This window comes from Brenneria corticis (assembly GCF_003115855.1).
Classification (GTDB): Bacteria; Pseudomonadota; Gammaproteobacteria; order Enterobacterales; family Enterobacteriaceae; genus Brenneria; species Brenneria corticis.
The window spans coordinates 56,963-80,521 of sequence record NZ_KZ819078.1 but is presented as its reverse complement, the minus strand read 5'-3'; the positions used below and the strand labels follow the sequence as shown (position 1 = coordinate 80,521).

General features: G+C 55.7%; 18 protein-coding genes. 2 read left to right on the top strand and 16 right to left on the bottom strand.

The window, feature by feature from the left end; all coding sequences use genetic code 11:
• Window positions 1-298 precede the first annotated feature (298 nt).
• Window positions 299-1,891: an ABC-F family ATPase gene (locus DDT56_RS10770; RefSeq protein WP_136166452.1), complete on the bottom strand. Its 1,593-nt coding sequence runs from the start codon at window positions 1,889-1,891 to the stop codon at window positions 299-301.
• A gap of 99 nt (window positions 1,892-1,990) precedes the next feature.
• Between DDT56_RS10770 and DDT56_RS10765 the strand changes: the two genes are divergently transcribed.
• A complete protein-coding gene (locus DDT56_RS10765) occupies window positions 1,991-2,872 on the top strand; it encodes a PhzF family phenazine biosynthesis protein (RefSeq protein WP_136166451.1) in 882 nt (293 codons plus the stop codon).
• Between the two features lie 40 nt (window positions 2,873-2,912).
• Window positions 2,913-3,470, top strand: a complete 558-nt coding sequence (locus DDT56_RS10760) for a GNAT family N-acetyltransferase (RefSeq protein WP_136166450.1) — start codon at window positions 2,913-2,915, stop codon at window positions 3,468-3,470.
• Window positions 3,471-3,561: 91 nt separating this feature from the next.
• On the opposite strand, the gene elaB is transcribed toward DDT56_RS10760, so the two are convergent.
• From elaB to DDT56_RS10685, 15 genes are all read right to left on the bottom strand, one after another.
• Window positions 3,562-3,873, bottom strand: coding sequence for a stress response protein ElaB (elaB, locus tag DDT56_RS10755; RefSeq protein WP_136166449.1), 312 nt, complete (start codon window positions 3,871-3,873; stop codon window positions 3,562-3,564).
• Window positions 3,874-4,025: 152 nt separating this feature from the next.
• On the bottom strand, window positions 4,026-7,430 hold the full coding sequence (locus DDT56_RS10750) for an indolepyruvate ferredoxin oxidoreductase family protein (protein ID WP_136166448.1): 3,405 nt from the start codon (window positions 7,428-7,430) through the stop codon (window positions 4,026-4,028).
• 426 nt (window positions 7,431-7,856) lie between these two features.
• The gene (nuoN, locus tag DDT56_RS10745) at window positions 7,857-9,314 is read right to left on the bottom strand and encodes an NADH-quinone oxidoreductase subunit NuoN (protein WP_136166447.1); all 1,458 of its coding nucleotides are present in this window, start codon (window positions 9,312-9,314) and stop codon (window positions 7,857-7,859) included.
• Between the two features lie 6 nt (window positions 9,315-9,320).
• Window positions 9,321-10,856 (bottom strand): NADH-quinone oxidoreductase subunit M, encoded by a 1,536-nt coding sequence (gene nuoM, locus DDT56_RS10740; protein WP_136166446.1) that lies wholly within the window; start codon window positions 10,854-10,856, stop codon window positions 9,321-9,323.
• A gap of 96 nt (window positions 10,857-10,952) precedes the next feature.
• Window positions 10,953-12,800: an NADH-quinone oxidoreductase subunit L gene (nuoL, locus tag DDT56_RS10735; protein WP_136166445.1), complete on the bottom strand. Its 1,848-nt coding sequence runs from the start codon at window positions 12,798-12,800 to the stop codon at window positions 10,953-10,955.
• Window positions 12,797-13,099 carry an NADH-quinone oxidoreductase subunit NuoK gene (gene nuoK, locus DDT56_RS10730; RefSeq protein ID WP_136166444.1) on the bottom strand — a complete coding sequence of 101 codons (303 nt, stop codon included), beginning with the start codon at window positions 13,097-13,099 and terminating at the stop codon, window positions 12,797-12,799. The genes nuoL and nuoK overlap by 4 nt, the downstream gene beginning before the upstream one ends.
• Complete coding sequence (gene nuoJ, locus DDT56_RS10725; protein ID WP_136166443.1) at window positions 13,096-13,656, bottom strand: NADH-quinone oxidoreductase subunit J; 561 nt, start codon at window positions 13,654-13,656, stop codon at window positions 13,096-13,098. Before nuoJ ends, nuoK begins: the two co-directional genes overlap by 4 nt.
• Before the next feature lie 9 nt (window positions 13,657-13,665).
• A complete protein-coding gene (gene nuoI, locus DDT56_RS10720) occupies window positions 13,666-14,208 on the bottom strand; it encodes an NADH-quinone oxidoreductase subunit NuoI (RefSeq protein ID WP_009112087.1) in 543 nt (180 codons plus the stop codon).
• Window positions 14,209-14,222: 14 nt separating this feature from the next.
• Window positions 14,223-15,200, bottom strand: a complete 978-nt coding sequence (nuoH, locus tag DDT56_RS10715) for an NADH-quinone oxidoreductase subunit NuoH (RefSeq protein WP_136166442.1) — start codon at window positions 15,198-15,200, stop codon at window positions 14,223-14,225.
• Window positions 15,197-17,923, bottom strand: a complete 2,727-nt coding sequence (gene nuoG / locus DDT56_RS10710; RefSeq protein ID WP_136166441.1) for an NADH-quinone oxidoreductase subunit NuoG — start codon at window positions 17,921-17,923, stop codon at window positions 15,197-15,199. Before nuoG ends, nuoH begins: the two co-directional genes overlap by 4 nt.
• 127 nt (window positions 17,924-18,050) lie before the next feature.
• Complete coding sequence (nuoF, locus tag DDT56_RS10705; protein ID WP_136166440.1) at window positions 18,051-19,400, bottom strand: NADH-quinone oxidoreductase subunit NuoF; 1,350 nt, start codon at window positions 19,398-19,400, stop codon at window positions 18,051-18,053.
• Complete coding sequence (nuoE, locus tag DDT56_RS10700) at window positions 19,397-19,945, bottom strand: NADH-quinone oxidoreductase subunit NuoE (protein ID WP_136166439.1); 549 nt, start codon at window positions 19,943-19,945, stop codon at window positions 19,397-19,399. Before nuoE ends, nuoF begins: the two co-directional genes overlap by 4 nt.
• Window positions 19,946-19,947: 2 nt before the next feature.
• A complete protein-coding gene (gene nuoC / locus DDT56_RS10695) occupies window positions 19,948-21,747 on the bottom strand; it encodes an NADH-quinone oxidoreductase subunit C/D (protein ID WP_136166438.1) in 1,800 nt (599 codons plus the stop codon).
• Between the two features lie 99 nt (window positions 21,748-21,846).
• Window positions 21,847-22,521 (bottom strand): NuoB/complex I 20 kDa subunit family protein, encoded by a 675-nt coding sequence (locus DDT56_RS10690; protein WP_009112081.1) that lies wholly within the window; start codon window positions 22,519-22,521, stop codon window positions 21,847-21,849.
• A 16-nt stretch (window positions 22,522-22,537) separates the two neighbouring features.
• The gene (locus DDT56_RS10685; RefSeq protein WP_136166437.1) at window positions 22,538-22,978 is read right to left on the bottom strand and encodes an NADH-quinone oxidoreductase subunit A; all 441 of its coding nucleotides are present in this window, start codon (window positions 22,976-22,978) and stop codon (window positions 22,538-22,540) included.
• Window positions 22,979-23,559 lie beyond the last annotated feature (581 nt).

The window sequence follows — 23,559 nt, the reverse complement described above, 5'->3', positions numbered from 1 at the left end:
TTTTCCACGGCGTATACCGCTTTTTTTTATACCCCGAAATTAATAATTAATATTACTTACTTTAGATTTTTTAGTTTAAAAATAAATCCTGACGCAGCAGATTTTCAATCCGGCTAACAGGAAATTTCCTTATAACCTGATAATCCACAGAACAATAAATAGCGCTAATATTGGGTTGTGAACGGCGAATAAAAACGGCGCGCCCCGGCCCCCATTGATAGCTGAAAGAGTAAACAAAAAGGCAGCACGGTATCAACCGTACTGCCTGAAGCGAAAAAACAGCGCGTTTCAGACCGGGTTACTGAATACCCTGACTGCGCAGATAATCTTCGTAGTTGCCGGTGAAGTCGATGACTCTATTCGGCGTCATCTCCAGAATACGGGTCGCCAACGAACTGACGAACTCGCGATCGTGAGAAACGAACAGCAGCGTGCCCTGGTACATTTCCAGCGCCATGTTCAGCGACTCGATGGACTCCATATCCAGGTGGTTGGTCGGTTCATCCATCACCAGAATGTTCGGACGCTGCATCATCAGTTTGCCAAACAGCATGCGGCCCTTTTCGCCGCCCGACAGCACTTTGACCTTCTTCCTGATATCATCCTGGCTGAACAGCAAACGGCCCAGCACGCTGCGCACCGCCTGTTCATCATCCTTTTCCTGCTTCCACTGGCTCATCCAGTCGAACACCGTCAGCGCGTCGTCAAACTCGTATTCGTGATCCTGGGCGTAATAGCCGATCTTGACATTTTCCGACCATTTCACGCTGCCGCTATCCGGCGGGAGATCGCCGACCAGCGTTTTCAGCAGCGTCGATTTACCGATGCCGTTGGTGCCTAAAATCGCGACCTTTTCACCCACTTCCACCATCAGATTCAATTTGCTGAACAGCGGAGCGCCATCAAACCCTTTCGCCAGCGCCTCCACTTCCAGCGCGTTACGGAACAGTTTTTTATCCTGCTCGAAGCGAATAAACGGATTCTGGCGGCTGGAAGCCTTCACCTCTTCCAGCTGGATTTTATCAATCTGCCGGGCGCGGGAGGTCGCCTGTTTGGATTTGGAGGCATTGGCGCTAAAACGGCTGACGAAAGACTGCAGCTCGGAAATCTGCGCTTTTTTCTTGGCGTTGTCCGCCAGCAGACGTTCACGCGACTGAGTGGCGGCTGTCATGTATTCGTCATAGTTGCCGGGATAAATACGCAGTTCGCCGTAGTCCAGATCCGCCATATGGGTACACACCATATTCAGGAAGTGACGGTCATGGGAAATGATGATCATGGTGCTGTTGCGATCGTTCAGCACCTGTTCCAGCCAGCGGATGGTGTCGATATCCAGGTTGTTGGTCGGTTCATCCAGCAGCAGAATATCCGGATCGGCGAACAGCGCCTGCGCCAGCAGCACGCGCAGTTTCCAGCCCGGCGCCACTTCGCTCATCGGGCCGTAGTGCTGTTCCACGGGAATGCCGACGCCCAGCAGCAGTTCGCCGGCGCGGGCTTCCGCGCTGTAGCCGTCCATCTCGCCGTACTGCACTTCCAGATCGGCCACTTTATAGCCGTCCGCTTCGCTCATTTCGGCCAGCGCGTAGATACGATCGCGTTCTTCTTTTACCGCCCACAGCTCGGCATGGCCCATGATCACCGTGTCCAGCACGCTGTATTTTTCAAACGCGAACTGATCCTGGCGCAGTTTCCCCAGGCGTTCATTCGGATCGAGGAAAACGTTGCCGGCGCTCGGCGCCAAATCGCCGCCGAGGATTTTCATAAAGGTGGATTTGCCGCAGCCATTCGCGCCGATCAAACCGTAACGGTTACCGCCGCCAAACTTAACGGAAATGTTCTCAAACAACGGCTTGCTGCCGAACTGCATGGTGATATTGTTGGTACTTAACACAGCACTTACTCAAGTCAAAATGTGATATGGCACGCATTATGCCACAAGATAGCCGCCTAATCGCGGTTAGTCCCGATCGAAAATAGGAAAGCGTTGTTTATGCCCATCATTCGCCGTTTTAAACAGGTCGATGTTTTTACCCAGATCCCTTTCACGGGCAATCCGTTGGCGGTGGTGCTGGATGCCGATGGACTGACCGTTGAACAAATGCAGGACATCGCCCGTTGGACCAACCTGTCGGAAACCGCCTTTGCACTGCCACCCACCGATCCGCTGGCGGATTATCGCCTGCGGATTTTCACGCCGGAGAGTGAACTGCCTTTTGCCGGCCATCCGACGCTGGGGAGCGCGCACGCCCTGCTGGAGTCCGGCCTGCGAGTCTCATCCCCAGGACAGCTCATTCAGCAGTGCGACATCGGCCTGGTGCCGATCAATATCAGCAGTGACGGTCAATTGGCTTTCCATGCGCCGCCAGCGACTATCGCCCCCTTTGCCGTAGAGCGCTACCCCTTGCTGGAGCAGACGCTCGGCAGCGCCGACATCAACCGGAGCTATCCGCCCGCATCGGTAGATATGGGAATTCGCTGGCTGGTTATCCGTATGGACAGCGCCGCCACCTGTCTGGATATCCATCCCGATGCGCTGGCGCTGGCCGCGTTGCAGCAAGCCTGCGAGGTCGACGGCATTGCGATATATGGCCCGCACGATAATGGCGACCCGGCGGATTATGAAGCCCGCGCCTTCTACATTGAACGAGGCGGTTTAAAGGAAGATCCGGTTACCGGCAGCGCCAATGCCTGTATGGCTTGTCTCCTGCGCCACCAGCACTACCCGGATAATATTGCCTCCCGGCAGGGCTACCTGGTGCGACAGGGCGTCAAACGTCAGTGCGACGGCCGGATAGCGGTGAGTTACATCAATGACGAACCCTGGGTGGGAGGGCACAGCGTAACGATTATTGACGGAACGCTACAGGTATAAAGATGGTTGCAGCAAACATGCCTTAAATAGAGGAACCCAAATGAAAACGCTGTATGAATTGCATCATCCCCCCCACCTGAATTTAAGCATCCAGGATGAGAACGACGCCGCCGCGCTCTTCGCGCTGATTCAGGCGGAAAAGCCCCGTCTGCGCCGTACGTTGCCCTGGCCGGATTCGGTTAAAAATATCAATGACACGCTAAACACCATCAAAAACAACCGGGATGAGTTTTTCGCCGGCGTCGCCGCGGTCTATGTCATTCGCTGGGACGGCATTATCGCCGGCATCGTCTCGTTCAACACCATCCGGGAGCAGGAAGGGGTGATTGGCTACTGGATTGGCGAAAAATTTGAAGGCAAAGGCGTGGTTTCACTGGCGGTCGGCACCATGATAAAAGCTTATATCAACGCTGGGATCGTCAAGCGCTGCGTGATAAAAGCCTCGGTGGAAAACGCGCGCAGCAATGCGCTGGCGCGGCGTCTGGGATTTGCTTTTTATCGCATCGAAAAAGGGGGAGAAAAGCTTGGCGATCGGCGCATCGATCAGAATATTTACCGCTATCACCCTGATATCACCCGCCTGCAACCTCCCGGTTAAAAGACCAGGTTCTGATCCCGGCCGACCACCGTGACGGGCTATCGCCAAAGGTTGATACGCCGACCGGCGTATCAGCCAATAGTCTTATCCACTATCGTTTGGCTAATAACAACCCGAGCACCAGCCCGACCGTCGCGCCGATGCCGATACCATGCCAGGGTTTGTCGTGCACGTAGACATCGGCTTTATCCGCCACCTGTTTGGCACGGGCGTAGTAACTATCGGTTGCGCCAATGCGCGCTTTGACCTCAAGCAGCGCTTTCTCCGCATTCTTTTTCAGATCAAGATAGGCTTTGTCGGCCTGGTCGCCGGTGTAACGTAGCACTTCGTCCAGCGTTTCAGTCAAGAGTTTTAGATCGTCGTCGATACGAATCTCTTCAGGTTGTTTTTTTACTTCTGCCATGATGCGCTTCCTTTATTGATGAAAAATAATTGTCTTACTAACTATAGACAATTCTGCTCGCTTGTTATGACGTTTAACGACAGAGCATTCCTAAACATTTTCTTAATGGCCCCCAGGCTGATGAAATAAATGGCGCGTGGCGAAAAAACTGCTTATGCGCCATGCAAAGCATTCAGTTTAGCCAACAGCTCCTCCCTGGTCCGTCTGGTGCGCTCGACGGCAGCGGATTTAATATGACCAAAGCCGCGAATTCGGGCCGGCAACTCGGCAAGCTTTTGATATAGCGGCAAAAGCTCCGGTTGAGTCATATTACTTATCTCATCGACCAATGCTTCGTATTCCAGCAGGAGTTTCCTTTCAAGACGCCGCTCGCGCTGCCCGCCAAAAACATCGAATAGCGTGCCGCGCAGAAAACGCGCTTTAGCGAGAATTTTCAATAATGGAATAATCCATGGACCGCATACGATTTTCCCACGATGGCCTGTTCGAGGGTCGATCTTATGCCAAAAAGCCGGACTCATATGAAAACGAACTTTACAGTCGTCGCCAAAGCGATTTTTTATTCTGGTCAGAAAATCCGTTTCCACATAAAGACGGGGGACTTCATATTCGTCTTTATAGGCCATAAGCGTGAACAAATTCTCAGCGATGGTACGCACAAGGTTTTCATCGTTAACCCTCGACGTTAATGAACGCAGGCGCTCCATGCGTCCGGCATAGCGTTCGGCATAGGCGACATTTTGGTATTCCACGAGAAACTGTGTGTGGTGAGAAATCAGCGCATCGAGAGATTGGCGGGGCTGGGCTTCCCCTGCGGCGGCGCACGACAACTCGGCGATCTTTTCCGGCGCGTCCGCCGCCACCCGGCCCAGGCGGAAGGCATCCAGGGCGGTTGATGATATATTTCCAAGCGCAGCGATAACGCTTTCAATTGACGCCAATGAGACAGGCAGCAGACCGGATTGCCATGCGTGACCCAATAAGATCAAGTTTGTTTGCTGGCGATCGCCCAACAGCCGATCGGCTATCATTTCCGCGTCCAGACACTTGCTCCGTAAGCTACGGGAACGGATCGTGCTCAATATATGGTCAGTATTGTACCTCAGTGACGGATCCCGCAGCATATCGTCAGTTTGCGCCATATGCGTATTGACGACACAGGTCGTATTATTCACCGACATAACGTCAAGGGAGCGAGCGTCGACGCCGGCGACCATATCCGCCGCGATCACCAAATCCGCCCGCGCGCTATCAATCCTGACCTGATGTAACTCCGCCGCGTCGACGCAAAAACGAATGTGAGATAACACCACGCCGCCCTTTTGCGCAAATCCGGAAAAGTTAAGCGTACCGACGGCAAAGCCGCAGCGTGCCGCAGCCTGCGCCACAATGTTCGCCGCCGTGACCACGCCGGTACCGCCGATGCCGGAAAACAGAATTTCATACGGAGAAACCGGGCTGAATAGCGCTGGCGCTTGCAACCCATTAATCAGCGCCATCATTTCGGCGGATAAACCTACGCCGTCCGCCGCCCCCTTTTTCATTTGCCCGTCTTCTATGGTAACAAAACTGGGACAGCATCCTTTCAAACAAGAGAGATCGACGTTGCATGCATTTTGCACGATCGCGCGTTTGCGCCCTAATGGCGTATCGATAGGCTCGATAGCAAGGCAATTGGATATCTGTTGGCAATTGCCGCATCCTTCACAAACATAATCGTTGATAGCGACATGTAAGCGCGACGACGCGCTTAATCCCCGCTTTCTACGTCGCCGTAGCTGGGAGGCACAAACCTGATCGTAAATGATGACGGTGACGCCCTCAAGCTCACGAAACTCACGCTGCACGCTATCCAGCTCGTCCCGGTGATATAATTTCACCGTCGGAGGCAATGGGCGCTCATTGCCGTAGCGCTGCGGATTTTGTGCAACGATGGCGACGGCTTTCGCGCCCTCTGCCAACATCTGTTGCGCGATTTGCGGCGCGGACAGCTCGCCGTCAATCGCCTGACCGCCGGTCATGGCGACGGCGCTGTTGAACAGAATCTTGTAGGTGATGTTGCTCCCCGCGGCAATAGACTGGCGGATGGCAAGATAACCGGAGTGAAAATAGGTCCCATCGCCGATATTCTGGAATACGTGTTTTCTTGCGGTAAAGGGCGCGTGTCCGATCCAATCGACGCCCTCTCCTCCCATCTGTACCAGACCGCCACCGGTATTACGCGCCATCCAGAGCACCATGCCATGACAACCGATTCCCGGCTGAGCATGGCTGCCTTTAGGCACTCGGGTTGAGGTATTATGCGGGCAACCGGCGCAAAAATAGGGTTTTCGTACCGGGAGAAGGGACGCATTTCCCGCTTCGGACGGCCGTGTCCACTCCGCAAAGAGGCGAAGATTCACGTCGAACCGAGACAGCCAGTCTGCCAAAGAGGGAGAAATCAGCGAAGGCCGGAGAAGCGCATCATTCGGCAAAAGAGCCTGCCCGTTGCGATCGCATTTCCCTTGTAAATCGATCGGATGTCGAGTCGGCGTTTGCGATATAAACTGGGCAATCAACCCTTCTACCACCCCCTTCTTTTCTTCAATAACGAAAATGTGCCGCACGTCGGGAATAAGATCTTGTAGCAATGGCGACAAAGGAAAAACAAGGGTGATATGGAGCAAAGCAATGCCGTGCGCCGCTAAATCATCGGGAGTTAATCCGCCAATCCGCAGCGCCTCAAGTACGTCCCGATATACCTTGCCAACCGTAACCAGAAGCGCAACGGGCGAACGACAGGGGACCAGCACGCGATCAATCGGGTTCAGACGCGCAAACTTTTCAACCGCTTTTAGTTTATATTTGAGACGTTTTTCAACCTGAGGCCCTGGCGGATCCGGCCAGCGCCAGTGTAATCCATCGCAGCCCGGTTCGATATCTTCCGGTATGACGAACGCGTCCGGTACATCATCATTGAGCATGGCGGCGCTTTCGACCGTTTCACTGATGGCCTTAAACCCCACCCATGCGCCGCTCACCCGGGAGGCCGCCCATCCCCACAGTCCGACTTTCTTATAATCGGCGACGCTTGCCGGATGCAATACCGGCATACTCCATGCCATCATCGCGACGTCGGATTGGTGAGAAAACGAAGATGACTCGCATCCATGATCGTCCCCGGCGATGACAAGAACCCCGCCATGAGGCGAACTGCCATAGGCATTGCCATGCCTGAGCGCATCGCTGGCGCGATCGACTCCCGGACCTTTTCCATACCACATGCCGAACACGCCGGAAACTTTTCCTTCAGGGTCCGTTTCGACCTTTTGTGTACCGGTCAGCGCCGTCGCGGCAAGCTCTTCATTAATAGCGGGCTGAAATCGGATACCGGCTTTAATTAGCTCATCGTTACGTCGCCAAAGCGCCTGATCGAGGCCCCCTAAAGGCGAACCGCGATAACCGGACACATATCCGGCGCTGTTAATTCCCTGAGATTTATCAACAGCCGCCTGGGCAAGCAGTAGTTCAACCAGTGCATCCGCACCGCAAGAGAGAGAAGAAACCGGGTCATGCATTTGAACCTCCATATTCCGTGTTTAACAATCGCTTACAAACAAAGAAACACCACCCATCTCCGTGGCATCAAAACATTAAATATAAATAATTATTACGATTAAATGGTTAACTATTCCAATAAAAATAGCCATGGATATTATTAATATCAAAATAAACAATAACCTATTTTTTGGCGACCAAATAAATAGATTAGTAATTCTTATTAATGCTCCCGTATCCGACAAATTTCCTTGACGTTAATCATAAATTGACGACAACGGCCAGATACTTCAATGATTGTGCCTTTCACAGCGTCACGTTTGCGGCATACCTTACTTCAGGCATGACCTTTTGCCGCCACAAGGCGACCTTACGCATGGAGATAAAAAAACCGCCGCAGATAAAATCTGCGGCGGTTGGCAAGTTAAACCTGGCGTGCTAGGCGTTTACATCATGGGCTGCGCCAGTTGAACCAGCCCAATCAGCGGCTGCGGGTAAACCCCCAGAAGCAGCACCGCGATCGCCGAAATCAGCACCACCACGCCGCCCGCCGTCAGCGCCCAGTTAGTTGGCGTATCGCGATTCAGTATCTCCGGCGCCCGCAGATACAGGCTGACCATCACCCGCAGATAGTAGTAAAGGCCGATGGCGCTACCCAAAACCACCGTACCGGTCAACCACCACAGTTCGGCATTTACGCCAACGGCCAGCACATAGAACTTGCCGAAGAAGCCCAGCGTCATGGGGATACCGGCCAGCGACAGCATCATCACCGTCATCACCGCGGACAAAATCGGCTTATGCCAGAACAGGCCGCGGTAGGAGAACAGCGAATCGGCATCCGGCCCGCTGTACGGACTGGACATCAGGCTGACCACGCCGAAGGCGCCGAGACTGGCAAACAGGTAGCCCACCAGATAAACCCCCACGGTTTCCAGCGCCAGCTGATGACTTTGTACCGCAATCAGCGCCACCAGCAGGTATCCCAAATGGGCAATGGAGGAGTACCCCAGCAGGCGTTTAATATTGGTCTGCGATACCGCCATCACGTTGCCGAACAGGATGGAGGCAAAGGCAATCACGCCGAGCGCCGTTCTGACCGCTTCGCTGTCTACCAGCGGCGCATAGAGGAACAGTCGCATCACCGCGCCAAAAATGGCGATTTTGCTGGCGGTGGCCAGAAAGGTCGAGACCGGCGCCGGGGCGCCCTGGTACACGTCCGGCGTCCACAGTTGGAAAGGCACCAGCGACAGTTTAAAGCCCAAACCGACAAGCATCATCCCCAAACCTGCCAGCAACAGCGGCTCATGAATACGCAGGTCGCTCAGGCTTTCCCCCAGGCTGGCGAACGTCAGACTGCCCGAATCGGCATACACCAGCGCCATACCAAACAGCAGGAAAGAAGAGGCGGCGGCCGACAGCAACATGTACTTGATACCGGCTTCCAGCGAACGCGCCTGGCGAAAGGCATAACTGACGAGTCCGAACAGCGGCAGCGAAATCAACTCAATACCGATGAACAACGCCGCAAGATGGTTGGCGCAGGCCAGCAAAATACCGCCTAACGCGGCGATCAGCACCAGCAGATAGAACTCGTCGCGGTTATCCGGGTAACCTTCCAGCCACGGATAGGCAAAGGTACTGGTCGCCAGGCTGGCCAGCAACACCAGCGCGGTGTAAAACATGGAAAAGCCGTCAACCCGCAGCAGCGGCGTGACATCGGTCGGCCCTGCCTGGCCTACAAAGTATAGCGACAGCAGCGCAATATTCAGGCCGATAACCGTGAGGGTTGCGTTGACAAAATGGTTGCGTCGCCACGCAATGCACAGCATCACAACCACTACCGTCAATCCGACGATTAACAGCGGCGATAGCGCAATTAGTTGTTGAATAGTTATTGTCATGGCGAATTACAGCCTTGTTGTTGAAAGTATTGAATCTGGAGCAGACGACATAAACCACTGCTGGATATTTGACATCGCGGCACTGGAGGTATCCAGAATCGGCTGCGGAAAGACCCCTAACGCCACCAGCAGCACCGCCAGCAGCATGACGAGAGACAATTCGCGCAGCGTCATATTCTGCAACGGCTGCTCTGACCTGGGCGCGCCGTAATAGGCGCGCTGCATCATGATCAGCGAATAAACCGACGCAAATACCAGACCGAAGGTGGAAATCACCGTAATCACCGGCACAACCTGATAGCTGCCGAACAGAATCATGAATTCGCCGACAAAGTTCCCCGTGCCGGGCATGCCCAATGTCGCAACGGCAAAGAACAGCGACAGCGCCGGTATATATTTAAGGCGCGCCCACAGCCCCCCCATTTGACGCATGTCGCGGGTATGCAGGCGTTCGTACAGCTGGCCGCACAGAATAAACATCCCGGCGGCGGACAGACCGTGAGCAATCATCTGGACAACCGCTCCCTGGTACGCCAGCTGGTTGCCGGAGTAGATGGCGATCATCACGAATCCCATATGGGAAACCGAGGTATAAGCGATTAAGCGTTTGATATCCGTCTGATTAAAGGCCATCCAGGCGCCGTAGAAAATACCGATAACCCCCAGCCACATGGCGATAGGCGCAAATTCGTGAGAGGCGTTGGGGAACAGCGGCAGGCTAAAGCGCAGCAAGCCGTAGGCCGCGGTTTTGAGCAGGATACCGGCCAGGTCGACGGAACCCGCCGTCGGCGCCTGACTGTGGGCGTCCGGCAGCCAGCCGTGCAGCGGCACCACCGGCATTTTGACGGCGAAGGCGATAAAGAAACCAAGCATCAACAGATATTCGACGCCGTGGGACATCGGCGTGTCGAGCAGCTTCTCGTAGTTGAACGTCCACTCGCCGGTGGCCTTATAGTGCACGAACACCAGCCCCAGAATGGCGATCAGCATCACCAACCCGCTGGCCTGGGTATAGATGAAAAACTTGGTGGCGGCGGTGATACGGGTTTTACCGTCTGAGCCTTTGTGTCCCCACAGCGCGATGAGGAAATACATCGGCACCAGCATCATTTCCCAGAAGAAGAAGAACAGGAACAGGTCGATAGCGATGAAGACCCCGATGACGGCGCCGAGGATCCACAGCAGATTCAGGTGGAAAAAACCCTGATAGCGTTGGATTTCATTCCACGAACAGAGGATCGCCAGCACCCCCAGCAGCCCGGTCAATACCACCATCAGTATCGACAGGCCGTCCAGCGCGAGATGGATATCAATACCAAAGCGCGGGATCCACGGCACATTGAACTCGGCCTGCCATTGCGGCAATCCGTTGGGTGTCGCCAGAGAATAGCCACCTTGCAACCACAGTTGCAGAGATAGCACCAGAGTCAGCCCCATCGCAATCAGCGCGATCCAGCGCGGTACTTTGGTACCGAAACGCTCGAACTGCCAACACAGCAGACCGCCGATAAAGGGGATAAGAATTAGCCAAGGTAGTAGCATGGCGCTTTGTGTCCCTAAATTAAAGAAATCTGAAAACTTGCCGTGGCGGGCACTCTCATCAGGAATGCCCTACCCTTGTACGTTCCGGGTACCGTCTTAAACCAGCAATAACAACGCCAGTACCGCGACGGCGCCCAACCCCATAGAGGCGGCGTACCAGCGTACCTGACCATTTTCGCTTACCGTCAGCCCGCGATTACCCCAACGGGTAATGAAAGCCGGAATATTCATCAGCGTGTTCAGCGGATCGCGCTGCAACAGTTTGGCAATGGTCAGATAAGGTCTGACGAAAACTTTGTCGTACAGCCAGTCGAATCCCCAGGCATGGAACCACCAGGTCGAGAAGAAACGTCCGGGCGCGCTTTGCGCGATACCGGTCACCAGCTGACGTTTGCCCAGCCACAGCAGCGCGGCCAGCACGATTCCCGCGACGGCGACCACGCCGGAGGTGATTTCCAGCGTTATCATCCGGCCGTGCTCAAGTTCCGTCGTTTCCGGCAGTACGCCGTGCAACGGCGGCACAATCAGCGCGCCGATAAAGGTGGACAGCACCATTAACACGATCAGCGGCAAATGATGGGAAATCCCTTTGACCGCGTGCGCATGGGTTTTTTCCTCGCCGTGGAACACGATAAAGATCATACGGAAGGTGTACAGCGAGGTCATAAAGGCGCCGGCCAGCCCTGCCGCCATCAGATTGATATGGCCGTTGGCCCAGGCGCCCGCCAGGATCTCGTCTTTACTGAAGAAGCCGGCGGTAACCAGCGGCAGCGCCGCCAGCGCCGCGCCGCCCACCAGGAAGCAGGCGTACACCAGCGGGATCTTCTTACGCAGGCCGCCCATTTTGAAGATATTCTGCTCGTGGTGGCAGGCCAGAATCACCGAACCGGAAGAGAGGAACAGCAGCGCTTTGAAAAACGCGTGGGTCATCAGGTGGAAAATCGCCGCATCCCACGCCTGCACGCCAAGGGCCAGAAACATATAGCCGATCTGGCTCATGGTTGAATAGGCGAGCACGCGTTTGATATCCGTCTGCACCAGCGCGGCGAACCCCGCCAATACCAGCGTCACCGCGCCGATAATACCCACCAGATGCAAAACCTCCGGCGCCATCAGGAACAAACCGTGGGTACGGGCGATCAGATACACCCCGGCGGTAACCATGGTCGCGGCGTGGATCAGCGCGGAGACCGGCGTCGGGCCGGCCATCGCATCCGCCAGCCAGGTTTGCAGCGGCAGCTGCGCGGATTTACCCACCGCGCCGCCCAGCAGCATCAGGGTCGCCCAGGTAATCGTCGGAGAGCCCTCCGCCAGCTGTTGCGGCGCCAGCACCATCAGTTCGCGGAAGTTGAGCGTGCCCAGTTCCTGATACAGGATAAACAGCGCAAACGCCAGGAACACATCCCCAACGCGGGTGACGATAAAGGCCTTCATCGCCGCCGCGCCGTTTTTCGGATTGGTGTAGTAGAAACCGATCAGCAGATAGCTGCACAGCCCCACCCCTTCCCATCCGAGATACATCAGCAGCAGGTTATCCGCCAGCACCAGCACCACCATGCTGGCGATAAACAGGTTGGTATAAGCGAAGAAACGCGAATAGCCCTCTTCACCGCGCATATACCAGGAAGCGTACAGGTGGATAAAGAAACCCACGCCGGTAACCACGGACAGCATGGTGGCCGACAGGCCGTCAAGCGTCAGCGTCACGCCGATATTAAAGTCGCCCACCGCCATCCAGGTCCACAGATGCTGGTCAAATACGCCCGCACCGCTATGTTGCCGACCAAGAAAATCAGCCACTACCCAGGCAGCCGTCAGCGCCGCCAGCCCAACGGAACCCACACCGACCGTCGCAGACGCGTTCTCCGACCAGCGGCCGCGGGAAAACGCCAACAGCAGGAAGCCAAGCAGCGGGAATAGTATTGTTAAATAGAGTAAGTTCATCCGCGCATCTCACTGACTGTATCAATATTCAGGGTCTGGCGACGGCGGTACAGCTGCAGCAGCAGCGCCAACCCAATGCTGGCTTCTGCCGCCGCCAGCGTAATCGCCAGAATATACATCACCTGCCCGTCCGCCTGCTGCCAGTGGCTGCCCGCCACCACAAACGCCAACGCCGCAGCGTTGATCATTATCTCCAGGCTTATCAGCATAAACAGCAAGTTACGACGGATAATCAGCCCAGTCAGCCCCAAAACAAACAGGATGGCGGCCAAAATCAAACCATGTTGTAACGGAATCATGCGCGTTCCCCTGTTATTTTATTATCAACATCCTGGCGCGCGGTTTCTTTGGCGATAACCTCTCCGCGTTTGTCTTCACGACCGACGTGGAAAGCCACCACCAGCCCCGCCAACAGCAACATCGAGGCCAGTTCAACGGCGAGAACATAAGGACCGAACAGCGCGATGCCCACAGACTTGGCATCCACCACTTCTCCGGTAATGCCCTGGTCTTCCAGACTGAGGATGCCCTTCACTATCACTATCAGCAATGCCAGCGACAGCAATGAAGGACCTATCCAGACGGTGGGTTTAAGCCATGCGCGTTCCTGCTCGACCACGGAATTGCCCAGGTTGAGCATCATCACCACGAAGACGAACAGTACCATAATGGCGCCCGCGTAAACGATGATCTCCAGCGCGCCGGCAAAGTAAGCCCCCAGCGAGAAAAACACGCAGGCGATGGCAATAAGAGAAACGATCAGATACAACAGCGCATGCACCGGGTTGGTATGGGTAATGACGCGCAGCGTCGCCACTACCGCAATCAGGCCCGCAATATAAAAAGCGAATTCCATGCTAGCTCCTTAGGGCAACAGGCCTTTGACATCGATGGGTTTGGCTTCGTTTTCGGCTTCGCCTTTATCTTTCCCATCGATAGCCATGCCGGCCATCCGGTAAAAGTTATATTCCGGATATTTACCCGGCCCCGAGATCAGCAGATCTTCTTTTTCGTAAACCAGATCCTGACGTTTGTAATCTCCCATTTCAAAATCCGGCGTCAGCTGAATGGCCGTGGTCGGACAGGCCTCTTCGCAAAAACCGCAGAAAATGCAGCGCGAGAAATTGATGCGGAAGAATTCAGGATACCAGCGGCCGTCTTTGGTTTCCGCTTTCTGCAGGGAGATACAGCCCACCGGACAGGCCACCGCGCACAGGTTACAGGCCACGCAACGCTCCGCGCCGTCCGGATCGCGCGTCAGCACGATGCGGCCGCGAAAGCGCGGCGGCGGGTTCACCGGCTCTTCGGGATACATTCTGGTTTCGCGCTTTTTAAAAGCGTTCGAGCCCACCATACAGATACTGCGTACCTGGGTGCCGAAACCAACCACTAAATCTTTTAATGTCATGGTTTATTCACCCCTTATTGAGCGTTGTACAAAATGACCGCGGCGGTCGCCAGCAGGTTCAGTAAGGTTATCGGCAGGCAGATCTTCCAGCCGAAGGACATCACCTGGTCATAACGCGGACGCGGCAGCGCGGCGCGGATCAGAATAAACATCATCATAAAGAAAGCCGTTTTCAGGGCGAACCAGATGAACGGCGGCAGCCACGGACCGTGCCAGCCCCCGAAGAACAGGGTGACGATCAGGGCGGAAACGGTGACGATGCCGATATATTCCCCCACGAAGAACAAACCGAATTTCATACCGGAATATTCAATGTGGTAACCATCCGCCAGTTCCTGTTCCGCTTCGGGCTGGTCGAACGGGTGGCGGTGACACACCGCCACCCCGGCGATGGCGAAAGTAACGAAACCGAAGAACTGCGGGATGATATTCCACAAATGTTCCTGGGAATCCACGATGTCGCGCATATTGAAGGAGCCTGCCTGGGCGACGATCCCCATCAGCGACAATCCGAGAAACACTTCGTAACTCAGGGTCTGGGCGGATGCGCGCACCGCGCCCAGCAATGAATATTTGTTGTTGCTCGACCAGCCGGCGAACAGCACCGCGTAAACCGCCAGACCGGCCATCATCAGGAAAAACAGCAGCCCGATATTCAGGTCCGATACGCCCCAGGTCGGGGTGATGGGTACGATGGCGAAAGCCAGCAACAGTGAGGTAAAGGCGATCATCGGCGCCAGGGTGAAGATCACTTTGTCGGTAAACTTCGGCACCCAGTCTTCTTTGAAGAACATTTTGATCATATCGGCGACCAGCTGTAGCGAACCGCCCCAGCCGACCCGGTTCGGTCCGTAACGCCCCTGGAACAGCCCCAGCAGCTTACGTTCGCCCATACTCATAAATGCCCCGCAGGTCACCACGACCAGCAGGATAACAACCGCTTTTGCGACAGAAATCAGTATCTCCAGGAGATCCGGTGTCAACCAATTCATTGTGCAGCCTCCCGCAGATTCTCAACGGTTGCGCCCGCCAGCACCGGGGCGATGCCCGGTAGCCCCAACGGTAAACCAACCTGTCCCTGACTCAGTCCGGCGCTTAACCGCAGCGCCAAACGCCATGTCTGACCGCCGCAGCTCAACTCCACCAGCGAACCCGGATTAACCCCCAACGCCGCCGCATCCGTGGGATTCACCACCACATAAGGCTCCGGCATACGTTGTTGAATCACCGCCGAGCGCTGCGACAGTTCGTCGCTGCCGAACAGGTGGTAATACGGCGCCACGCGCCAGGTTCCCGACCGGGCGACGAAGGCGGCCGGGATATCGGCGAAATAATCCAGCGTCTTCTCACCCGCTTCAATCAGGCGCACGCCGGGATCGCCGTGGCGCAGATGACCGCCCACTTCATCTTGGAACTTGTTCCACGCCTGCGGCGAGTTCCAGCCCGGCGCCCAGGCAAAAGGAATCTGCTGACGGTCGGCCGTCGGGCTGTTGTTCCCTTCCATCGAGAAGGCGAACATGGTGTCTTTATCCTGCGGCTGACGCGGCTCGTGCACGCTGATATTGGCGCGCATCGCCGTACGCCCGCTTGAACGGTTCGGCGAACGGGCCAGCTTTTGCCCCTTTATTCTGAAGGACGCATCGGGCGCGGCCTGCTTGATCGCCGCCAGCTGCGGCAGCGCAGCGACGCAGGCGTCAATCACATGGTCGAGCTGCGTCCAGTCCACCTGGCGGCTGTTATAGGTAATAAACAGCGAGTGCAGCCAGCGCCAGCTTTCCAGCATCACCACCTGGTCGTCGTAGTAAGTGGGGTCATACACCTGGAAGAAACGCTGGGCGCGGCCTTCCTGGTTGATCAGCGTGCCGTCGCTTTCGGCAAAACTTGCCGATGAGAGGATCAGGCTGGCTTTCTCCATGATGCGGGTGCGCTGATGATCCAGCACGATCAGATTGCCGGCTTTCTCCAGCGCCGCGTCGACGCGCGCCGCGGGCGCATGGCGATAGAGGTCGTTTTCCAATACCACCACGCTATCGGCCTCGCCGCCTTCCAACTGCGCCAGGGCGTCATCCAGCGAACCGCCGCCGATCATCGACAGGCCGATGCTGTTCGCCGCGGAGGCGACAAAGGTGATGCCGACGTCGGAGCCGCGCGCTTTCAGCGCCTGCGCCACGTTGGCCGCCGCCGCGATGATATCGCGGCTGCCGGCGTTGGTGCCGGAGATAATCAGCGGCTTTTTCGCCCCGGCCAGCGCCTGAACGATGATATCCACTTTCTGCTCAAGCCCGGCGGCCAGGTCCGGCACCGCCGGAGCGCCGTCGTCCAGCGCATGGGCGATGGCAAAGCCCAGCCGCGCCTGATCGGCCACCGGCGCGCGGTAGTTCCAGGCGGCGATATCGTCCAGACGGGTATCGTCGACGTTGGTGATAAACAGCGGATGTTTGGCGTGCTGACCGATGTTCATAATGGCCGCAATCTGCCAGTCGGCCACTTTCTGCGCCGCCGCCATTTCACGCGCCTTGCCCTTCACCGCCTGCCGCACCGCCAGCGCAATGCGGGCGCCGGTCTGGGTCAGGTCCTCTCCCAGCACCAGCACGGCGTCGTAGCTCTCTATCTCACGCAGCGCCGGGGTACGCACGCCGCCTTCGCGCAGCACTTTCAGGATCAGTTGCAGACGATCCTGCTCGTCATGGGCGATGCCAGTATAGAAGTTTTCCGCCCCCACCAGCTCACGCAGCGCAAAGTTGCTTTCGATGCTGGCGCGCGGCGAACCGATACCGATGGTTCTCTTTGCCTGGCGCAGCACGTCGGCCGCCCCCTGCAACGCCTGATCGGCATTCAACGCAATCCAGTCATCGCCGCGGCGTTGCAGCGGCCGTTTGGGACGATCCTGCAGATTGACGTAACCGTAGCCAAAACGGCCGCGGTCGCATAAGAAGTAGTGGTTGACGCTGCCGTTGAAACGGTTTTCAACGCGGCGCAGCTCGCCATAGCGTTCGCCCGGGCTGGTATTACAGCCGACGCTGCACTGCTGGCAGATGCTCGGCGCAAACTGCATATCCCATTTGCGGTTGTAACGCTCGGAGTGCGTTTTGTCGGTAAAGACGCCGGTGGGACAAACCTCGATCAGATTGCCGGAGAACTCGCTTTCCAGCGTGCCATCCTGCGGGCGACCGAAGTAGACGTTATCGTGCGCGCCGTAAACGCCGAGGTCGGAGCCGTCGGCATAATCCTTGTAATAGCGAACGCAGCGGTAACAGGCGATACAGCGGTTCATCTCATGGGAAATGAACGGCCCGAGATCCTGATTGCGATGGGTGCGCTTGGTAAAACGATAGCGACGGAAATTGTGCCCCGTCATCACCGTCATATCCTGCAGGTGGCAGTTGCCCCCCTCCTCGCACACCGGACAGTCGTGCGGGTGATTGGTCATCAGAAACTCGACTATCGTTTTACGGAATAGCGTGGCTTCTTCTTCCTCAATAGCAATATAGGTACCGTCGGCCGCCGGCGTCATACAGGACATTACCAGGCGACCGCGGGTGTCTTCCGCGTTCTGATATTGCCGGACCGCGCACAGGCGGCAGGAGCCTACGCTCCCCAGCGCCGGGTGCCAGCAAAAATAAGGAATATCAAGTCCCAGGGACAGACAGGCCTCAAGAAGGTTGTCCGCGCCGTTTACTTCATACTCCTTGCCGTCTACATGAATAGTAGCCATAGTCAGCATGCTTCCATAATGGTCTGTGTCGCCACAGGCGCTAATCAAAAATTCTGTTTATGAGGGCGGCTTGTTTGCGCCGCCCGGCGGATACATTTACTGCATCTCAAGCTCATCAGGCGATTGGCTACCAGCGCTCTTTCAACAGGTTGGGCTGAATGCCGCCAATCGCTTTGGTGTTACCCAGATATTGTGGAGAAATACCCGCCTCAAATTCATTGCGGAAATATTTGATGGCGCTTTGCAGCGGTTCCACGGCCCCCGGCGCGTGAGCGCAGAAGGTGTTGCCCGGCCCCAGAAAGCGGCAAAGCTGTTCCAGCGTTTCAATATCTCCCGGCTGCCCTTCCCCGCGTTCCAGCGCGCGCAGCAGTTTTACGCTCCAGGGCAAACCATCGCGGCACGGAGTACACCAGCCGCAGGATTCACGAGAAAAAAACTCTTCCAGATTGCGGGTCAGGGAAACCATGTTGATTTCATGATCGACCGCCATGGCGAGCGCGGTGCCCAGGCGGCTGCCCGCTTTGGCGATATGTTCGAAATCCATCGGCAGATCGAGATGATCCGCCGTCAGGAAGTCGGTACCCGCGCCGCCGGGCTGCCAGGCTTTCAACTTCAGCCCGTCACGCATGCCGCCGGCGTAATCCTCGAGGATCTCGCGCGCGGTGGTGCCGAACGGCAGCTCCCACAGGCCCGGATTTTTAACCCGGCCGGAGAACCCCATCAGCTTGGTGCCGGCATCGTTGCTTTTGCCCGCGGACAACCCCTGATACCAGGCCGCGCCATATTCGATGATGGCCGGCACGTTACACAGCGTTTCCACGTTATTGACGCAGGTCGGTTTGCCCCAGGCGCCGGCGGACGCCGGGAAAGGCGGTTTCGAGCGCGGGTTGGCGCGACGCCCTTCCAGCGAGTTGATCAGCGCCGTTTCTTCGCCGCAGATATAGCGGCCGGCGCCGGTATGCACGAACAGCTCGAAATCAAACCCGCTGCCGAGGATATTTTTGCCCAAAAGACCGGCGTCTTTGGCCTCTTCGATGGCCCGGCGCAAATTCACCGCCGCTTCAATATATTCGCCGCGCAGGAAGATATAGCCGCGGTAGGCTTTCAGCGCAAAAGCGCTAATCAGCATCCCTTCAATCAGCAAATGCGGAAGCTGCTCCATCAGCAGGCGGTCTTTATAAGTGCCCGGCTCCATTTCATCCGCGTTGCACAGCAGATAGCGGATATTCATGCTTTCGTCTTTCGGCATCAGGCTCCACTTAAGCCCGGTGGAAAAGCCCGCGCCGCCGCGCCCTTTCAGACCGGCGTCTTTAACCACGGTAACCACCTCATCCTGAGCCATCGCGCTCAACGCTTTTTTCGCGCCGGCATAGCCGTTTTTGCCGCGATACTCTTCCAGCCATACCGGCTGTTCGTCATCGCGTAGACGCCAGGTCAGAGGATGCTGCTCAGCAGTCAGGACAATGTTTTTACTCATTGATACTGCTCCAATAACGATTCGATATCTTCAGGCTTGACGTGGGTGTGGGTATCATCGTCAATCATCATTGACGGACCTTTGTCACAGTTCCCCAGGCAGCAGGTGGGCAGCAGGGTAAAACGTCCGTCGAACGTAGTCTGCCCCGGCTTGATGCTGAGTTTGCGCTCCAGGGCCGCCTTAACGCCTTCATAACCATTGATATGACAAACCACGCTATCGCAGTAGCGCACGATGTGACGCCCCACCGGCTGACGGAAAATCTGGCTGTAAAATGTCGCCACGCCCTCTACGTCGCTATCCGGAATGCCCAGCAGGTCGGCGATCGCCTTGATGGCGCCGTCCGGCACCCAGCCGCGCTGCTTCTGCACGATTTTCAGCGCTTCGATCGAGGCGGCGCGCGCATCTTCATAGTGATGTTTTTCGTGCTCGATGGCGTCACGCTCCGCGTCGCTCAGCACAAAAACAGTATCTTTCGTCAGTGAATCGGCGGCGGGTTGCCCCTGAACGTCGATATGATCGTGAGTGTTGTTATGATCGTGCATAATTAGCGGTCCACATCTGACATGACAAAATCAATACTGCCGAGGTAAACGATCAGATCGGATACCAGACATCCGCGGATAACTGAAGGAATCTGCTGCAGATGCGGATAGCTCGGCGTGCGAATACGAGTGCGGTAGCTCATGGTGCCGCCGTCACTGGTCAGGTAATAACTGTTGATGCCTTTTGTCGCCTCAATCATCTGGAATGATTCATTGGCCGGCATCACCGGACCCCAGGAAACCTGGAGGAAGTGGTTAATCAGGGTTTCGATATGCTGCAGCGTGCGCTCTTTCGGCGGCGGCGTGGTCAGCGGGTGATCCGCCTTGAACGGCCCTTCCGGCATGTTGTTCAGACACTGTTCCAGGATGCGCAGGCTCTGGCGCAGCTCTTCAACTTTCAGCATCACCCGGCTATAGCAGTCGCTGATGCCGTTGCCCACCGGCACTTCAAAGTCAAAGTTTTCATAACCGGAATAAGGACGCTGTTTACGCACGTCGAAATTGACGCCCGTCGCCCGCAGACCGGCGCCCGTCACGCCCCACTCCAGCGCTTCTTTGGCGTTGTAGGCGGCGACGCCCTGGGTACGGCCTTTCAGGACGGTGTTCTGCAAAGCGGCTTTGACATAGGTGTCCAGACGGGACGGCATCCAGTCGAGGAACTCGCGCAGCAGGCGTTCCCAGCCGCGCGGCAGATCGTGCGCCACGCCGCCGATGCGGAACCATGCCGGGTGCATACGGAATCCGGTGATGGCTTCCACCAGGTCGTAAATTTTCTGACGATCGGTAAACAGAAAAAAGATCGGCGTCATGGCGCCGACATCCTGAATATAAGTACCGATATACAACAGGTGGCTATTGATGCGGAAAAGTTCGGACAGCATGACGCGAATGGTTTTAACCCGGTCCGGCACCTCGATGCCCGCCAGTTTTTCAACGGCCAGCACATAGGGCATCTCGTTGACGCAGCCGCCCAGATATTCGATGCGGTCGGTATAAGGAATGTAGCTGTGCCAGGACTGGCGTTCGCCCATTTTTTCCGCGCCGCGGTGGTGATAGCCGACATCGGGAATACAGTCGATAATCTCTTCGCCGTCCAGTTGCAGGATAAGACGGAAAGCGCCATGCGACGAGGGATGGTTCGGCCCCATGTTGAGGAACATGAAGTCTTCGTTTTCGGTGCCGCGCTTCATGCCCCACTCTTCGGGTTTAAAGGTCAGCGACTCCATTTCCAGATCTTCTTTCTGCTTGGTCAGCACGAAAGGATCGAACTCGGTGGCGCGCGCCGGATAATCCTTGCGCAGCGGATGCCCTTCCCAGGAATGCGGCATCATGATGCGCGTCAAATGGGGATGACCGTCGAACGTGACCCCGAACATTTCCCAGGTTTCACGCTCATACCAGTTGGCGTTGGGAAACAGCTTGGTCATGGTCGGCAAGTGCATGTCGTTTTCGACCAGCGCGACCTTCAGCATGACGTCGCGGTTACGCTCAATGGAAATCAGGTGGTAAAAAACAGAGAAATCAGCGGCCGGCAAACCTTCGCGATGGGTGCGCAAACGTTCGTCCATGCCGTGCAAATCAAACAGCATCACATAAGGCTGCGGCTGTTTTTTCAGGAAAGAAACGACTTCCAGTAATTGCTCACGCTTAATCCACACGACGGGAACCCCCGTGCGCGTCGCCTGTACGCTGAATGCATCCGGCCCAAAACGGTTACGCAGTTCGCTAACAACCGGATCATCAAGGTGATCGCGGGTTTGCCAGGCAGGCTGAGCGATATCGTGCGTCGTTAAATCTGTCATAAATATGTCACCACATTAAATGTGCCATTTTCTGTATCTGATCCCGTCCGCACACTGTTATCGTGATATTACGCGATCGGGATACTCATCATTTACCGGTCAAATCTCATCGGGGGAGCGCAGATTGGTCACCGCGATGCGCTCACCGCGTTTACGTTCCCGTTCGGACTGCATATTGGCGCGATAAACGCCCTGCTCCCCCACCGTCCATGACAGCGGGCGACGCTCTTTGCCGATTGATTCTTGTAACAGTAACAGCGCTTGCATGTAGGCTTCAGGGCGCGGCGGGCAGCCGGGGATGTACACGTCGACGGGCAGGAATTTATCGACGCCCTGCACCACGGAATAAATGTCGTACATCCCGCCGGAGTTGGCGCAGGCACCCATGGAAATGACCCATTTGGGCTCAAGCATTTGTTCGTACAGACGCTGGATAACCGGCGCCATTTTAGTGAACACCGTCCCGGCGACCACCATGAAATCGGCCTGGCGCGGCGAGGCGCGGATAACTTCGGAACCGAAACGGGCCACGTCATGTACCGCGGTAAAAGAGGTTGTCATTTCCACATAGCAACAGGAAAGGCCGAAGTTATAAGGCCAGAGAGAATTCTTACGACCCCAGTTCACCGTATCGTGAAGCGCATGCTCCAGTTTGCCCATATAGACACTACGGTGAACATGCTGCTCCAGAGGGTCGGAAACGATCTCCTGCCGCTGCAGGGGATAACGGTCATTCTCACCGTCCGGCTCTATGCGGGTGAGCGTATAGTCCATCTTATATGCCTCGCTGTTACTGCTGATGATTGTTGGTGGAGCTTACGACGTCTGATTTAACGACCTGTCTCTTGGAACGTTCGGGGATCCAGTCCAGCGCCCCGATGCGTGCCAGGTAGATCAAACCGGACAGCAGCACCAAAATGAAAATGGCTGCTTCGATAAAGCCGACCCAGCCGCTTTCTCTGATGGAAACGGCCCAGGCATAGAGGTATAAGGCTTCAACATCGAAGATGACAAAAAACATGGCGACCAGATAAAATTTGGCGGACAGGCGCAAACGCGCGGAGCCTACCGCATCAATCCCGGATTCGTAAGGTGTATTTTTAGCTCTGGCCTTTGCTCTGCCACCGAGCAAAAATCCCCCCGTCAACATGAAGCCGCACAGGCCCACGGCGATGATAAGGAATAGCGCAAATGCCCAGTGATGGGCGAGGACTTCAGTAGTTGTTGACATACTCGTTGCTTACTCATCAAAAGTGGCTGATAACGTCTGCTCTTCATTTTCGGCAGCTAATGCACCACATCGATTAAAAGGAAGGATTAATAACCACACAAAAAGCACGGAAACGTGTCAGGTAAACGGCTTCGCAATGGCTGAACCCCTAATTTTATAACCTTTTTTTCAACCTTACTAAAAATAGCAGTATATCAGTTTACATGCACTCAGTTTTGTTAACATAGCTATCCCCCTCTCCGGCTAAATCGAGTCAGTGACAGTCACGCATTAACAACTAGCTATCGCAGGCAAATTCAGGTTTACCCGGCCACTATACCATTTTCAAAAGAAATGCCTGTTCTCCCATAGTGTTATTAGGGTTATTTTTTGATCTGGCACACATTTTTCCTAATTTAGTTAGTAAAAAAATTAGCCAGGCCAACCCCGGATCCCGGATGATTTTTTACACTTTCAGTTTAAAAAAAAAGAACCATGATTTCATAAATACAAGGAGGCGCGGCGATAACAACTTTTCGCCTGCTGGGGGAGAAGAACGGCCTGAATGCAGATTCGTTAGCCTGGGCGCAACGCGATAAATA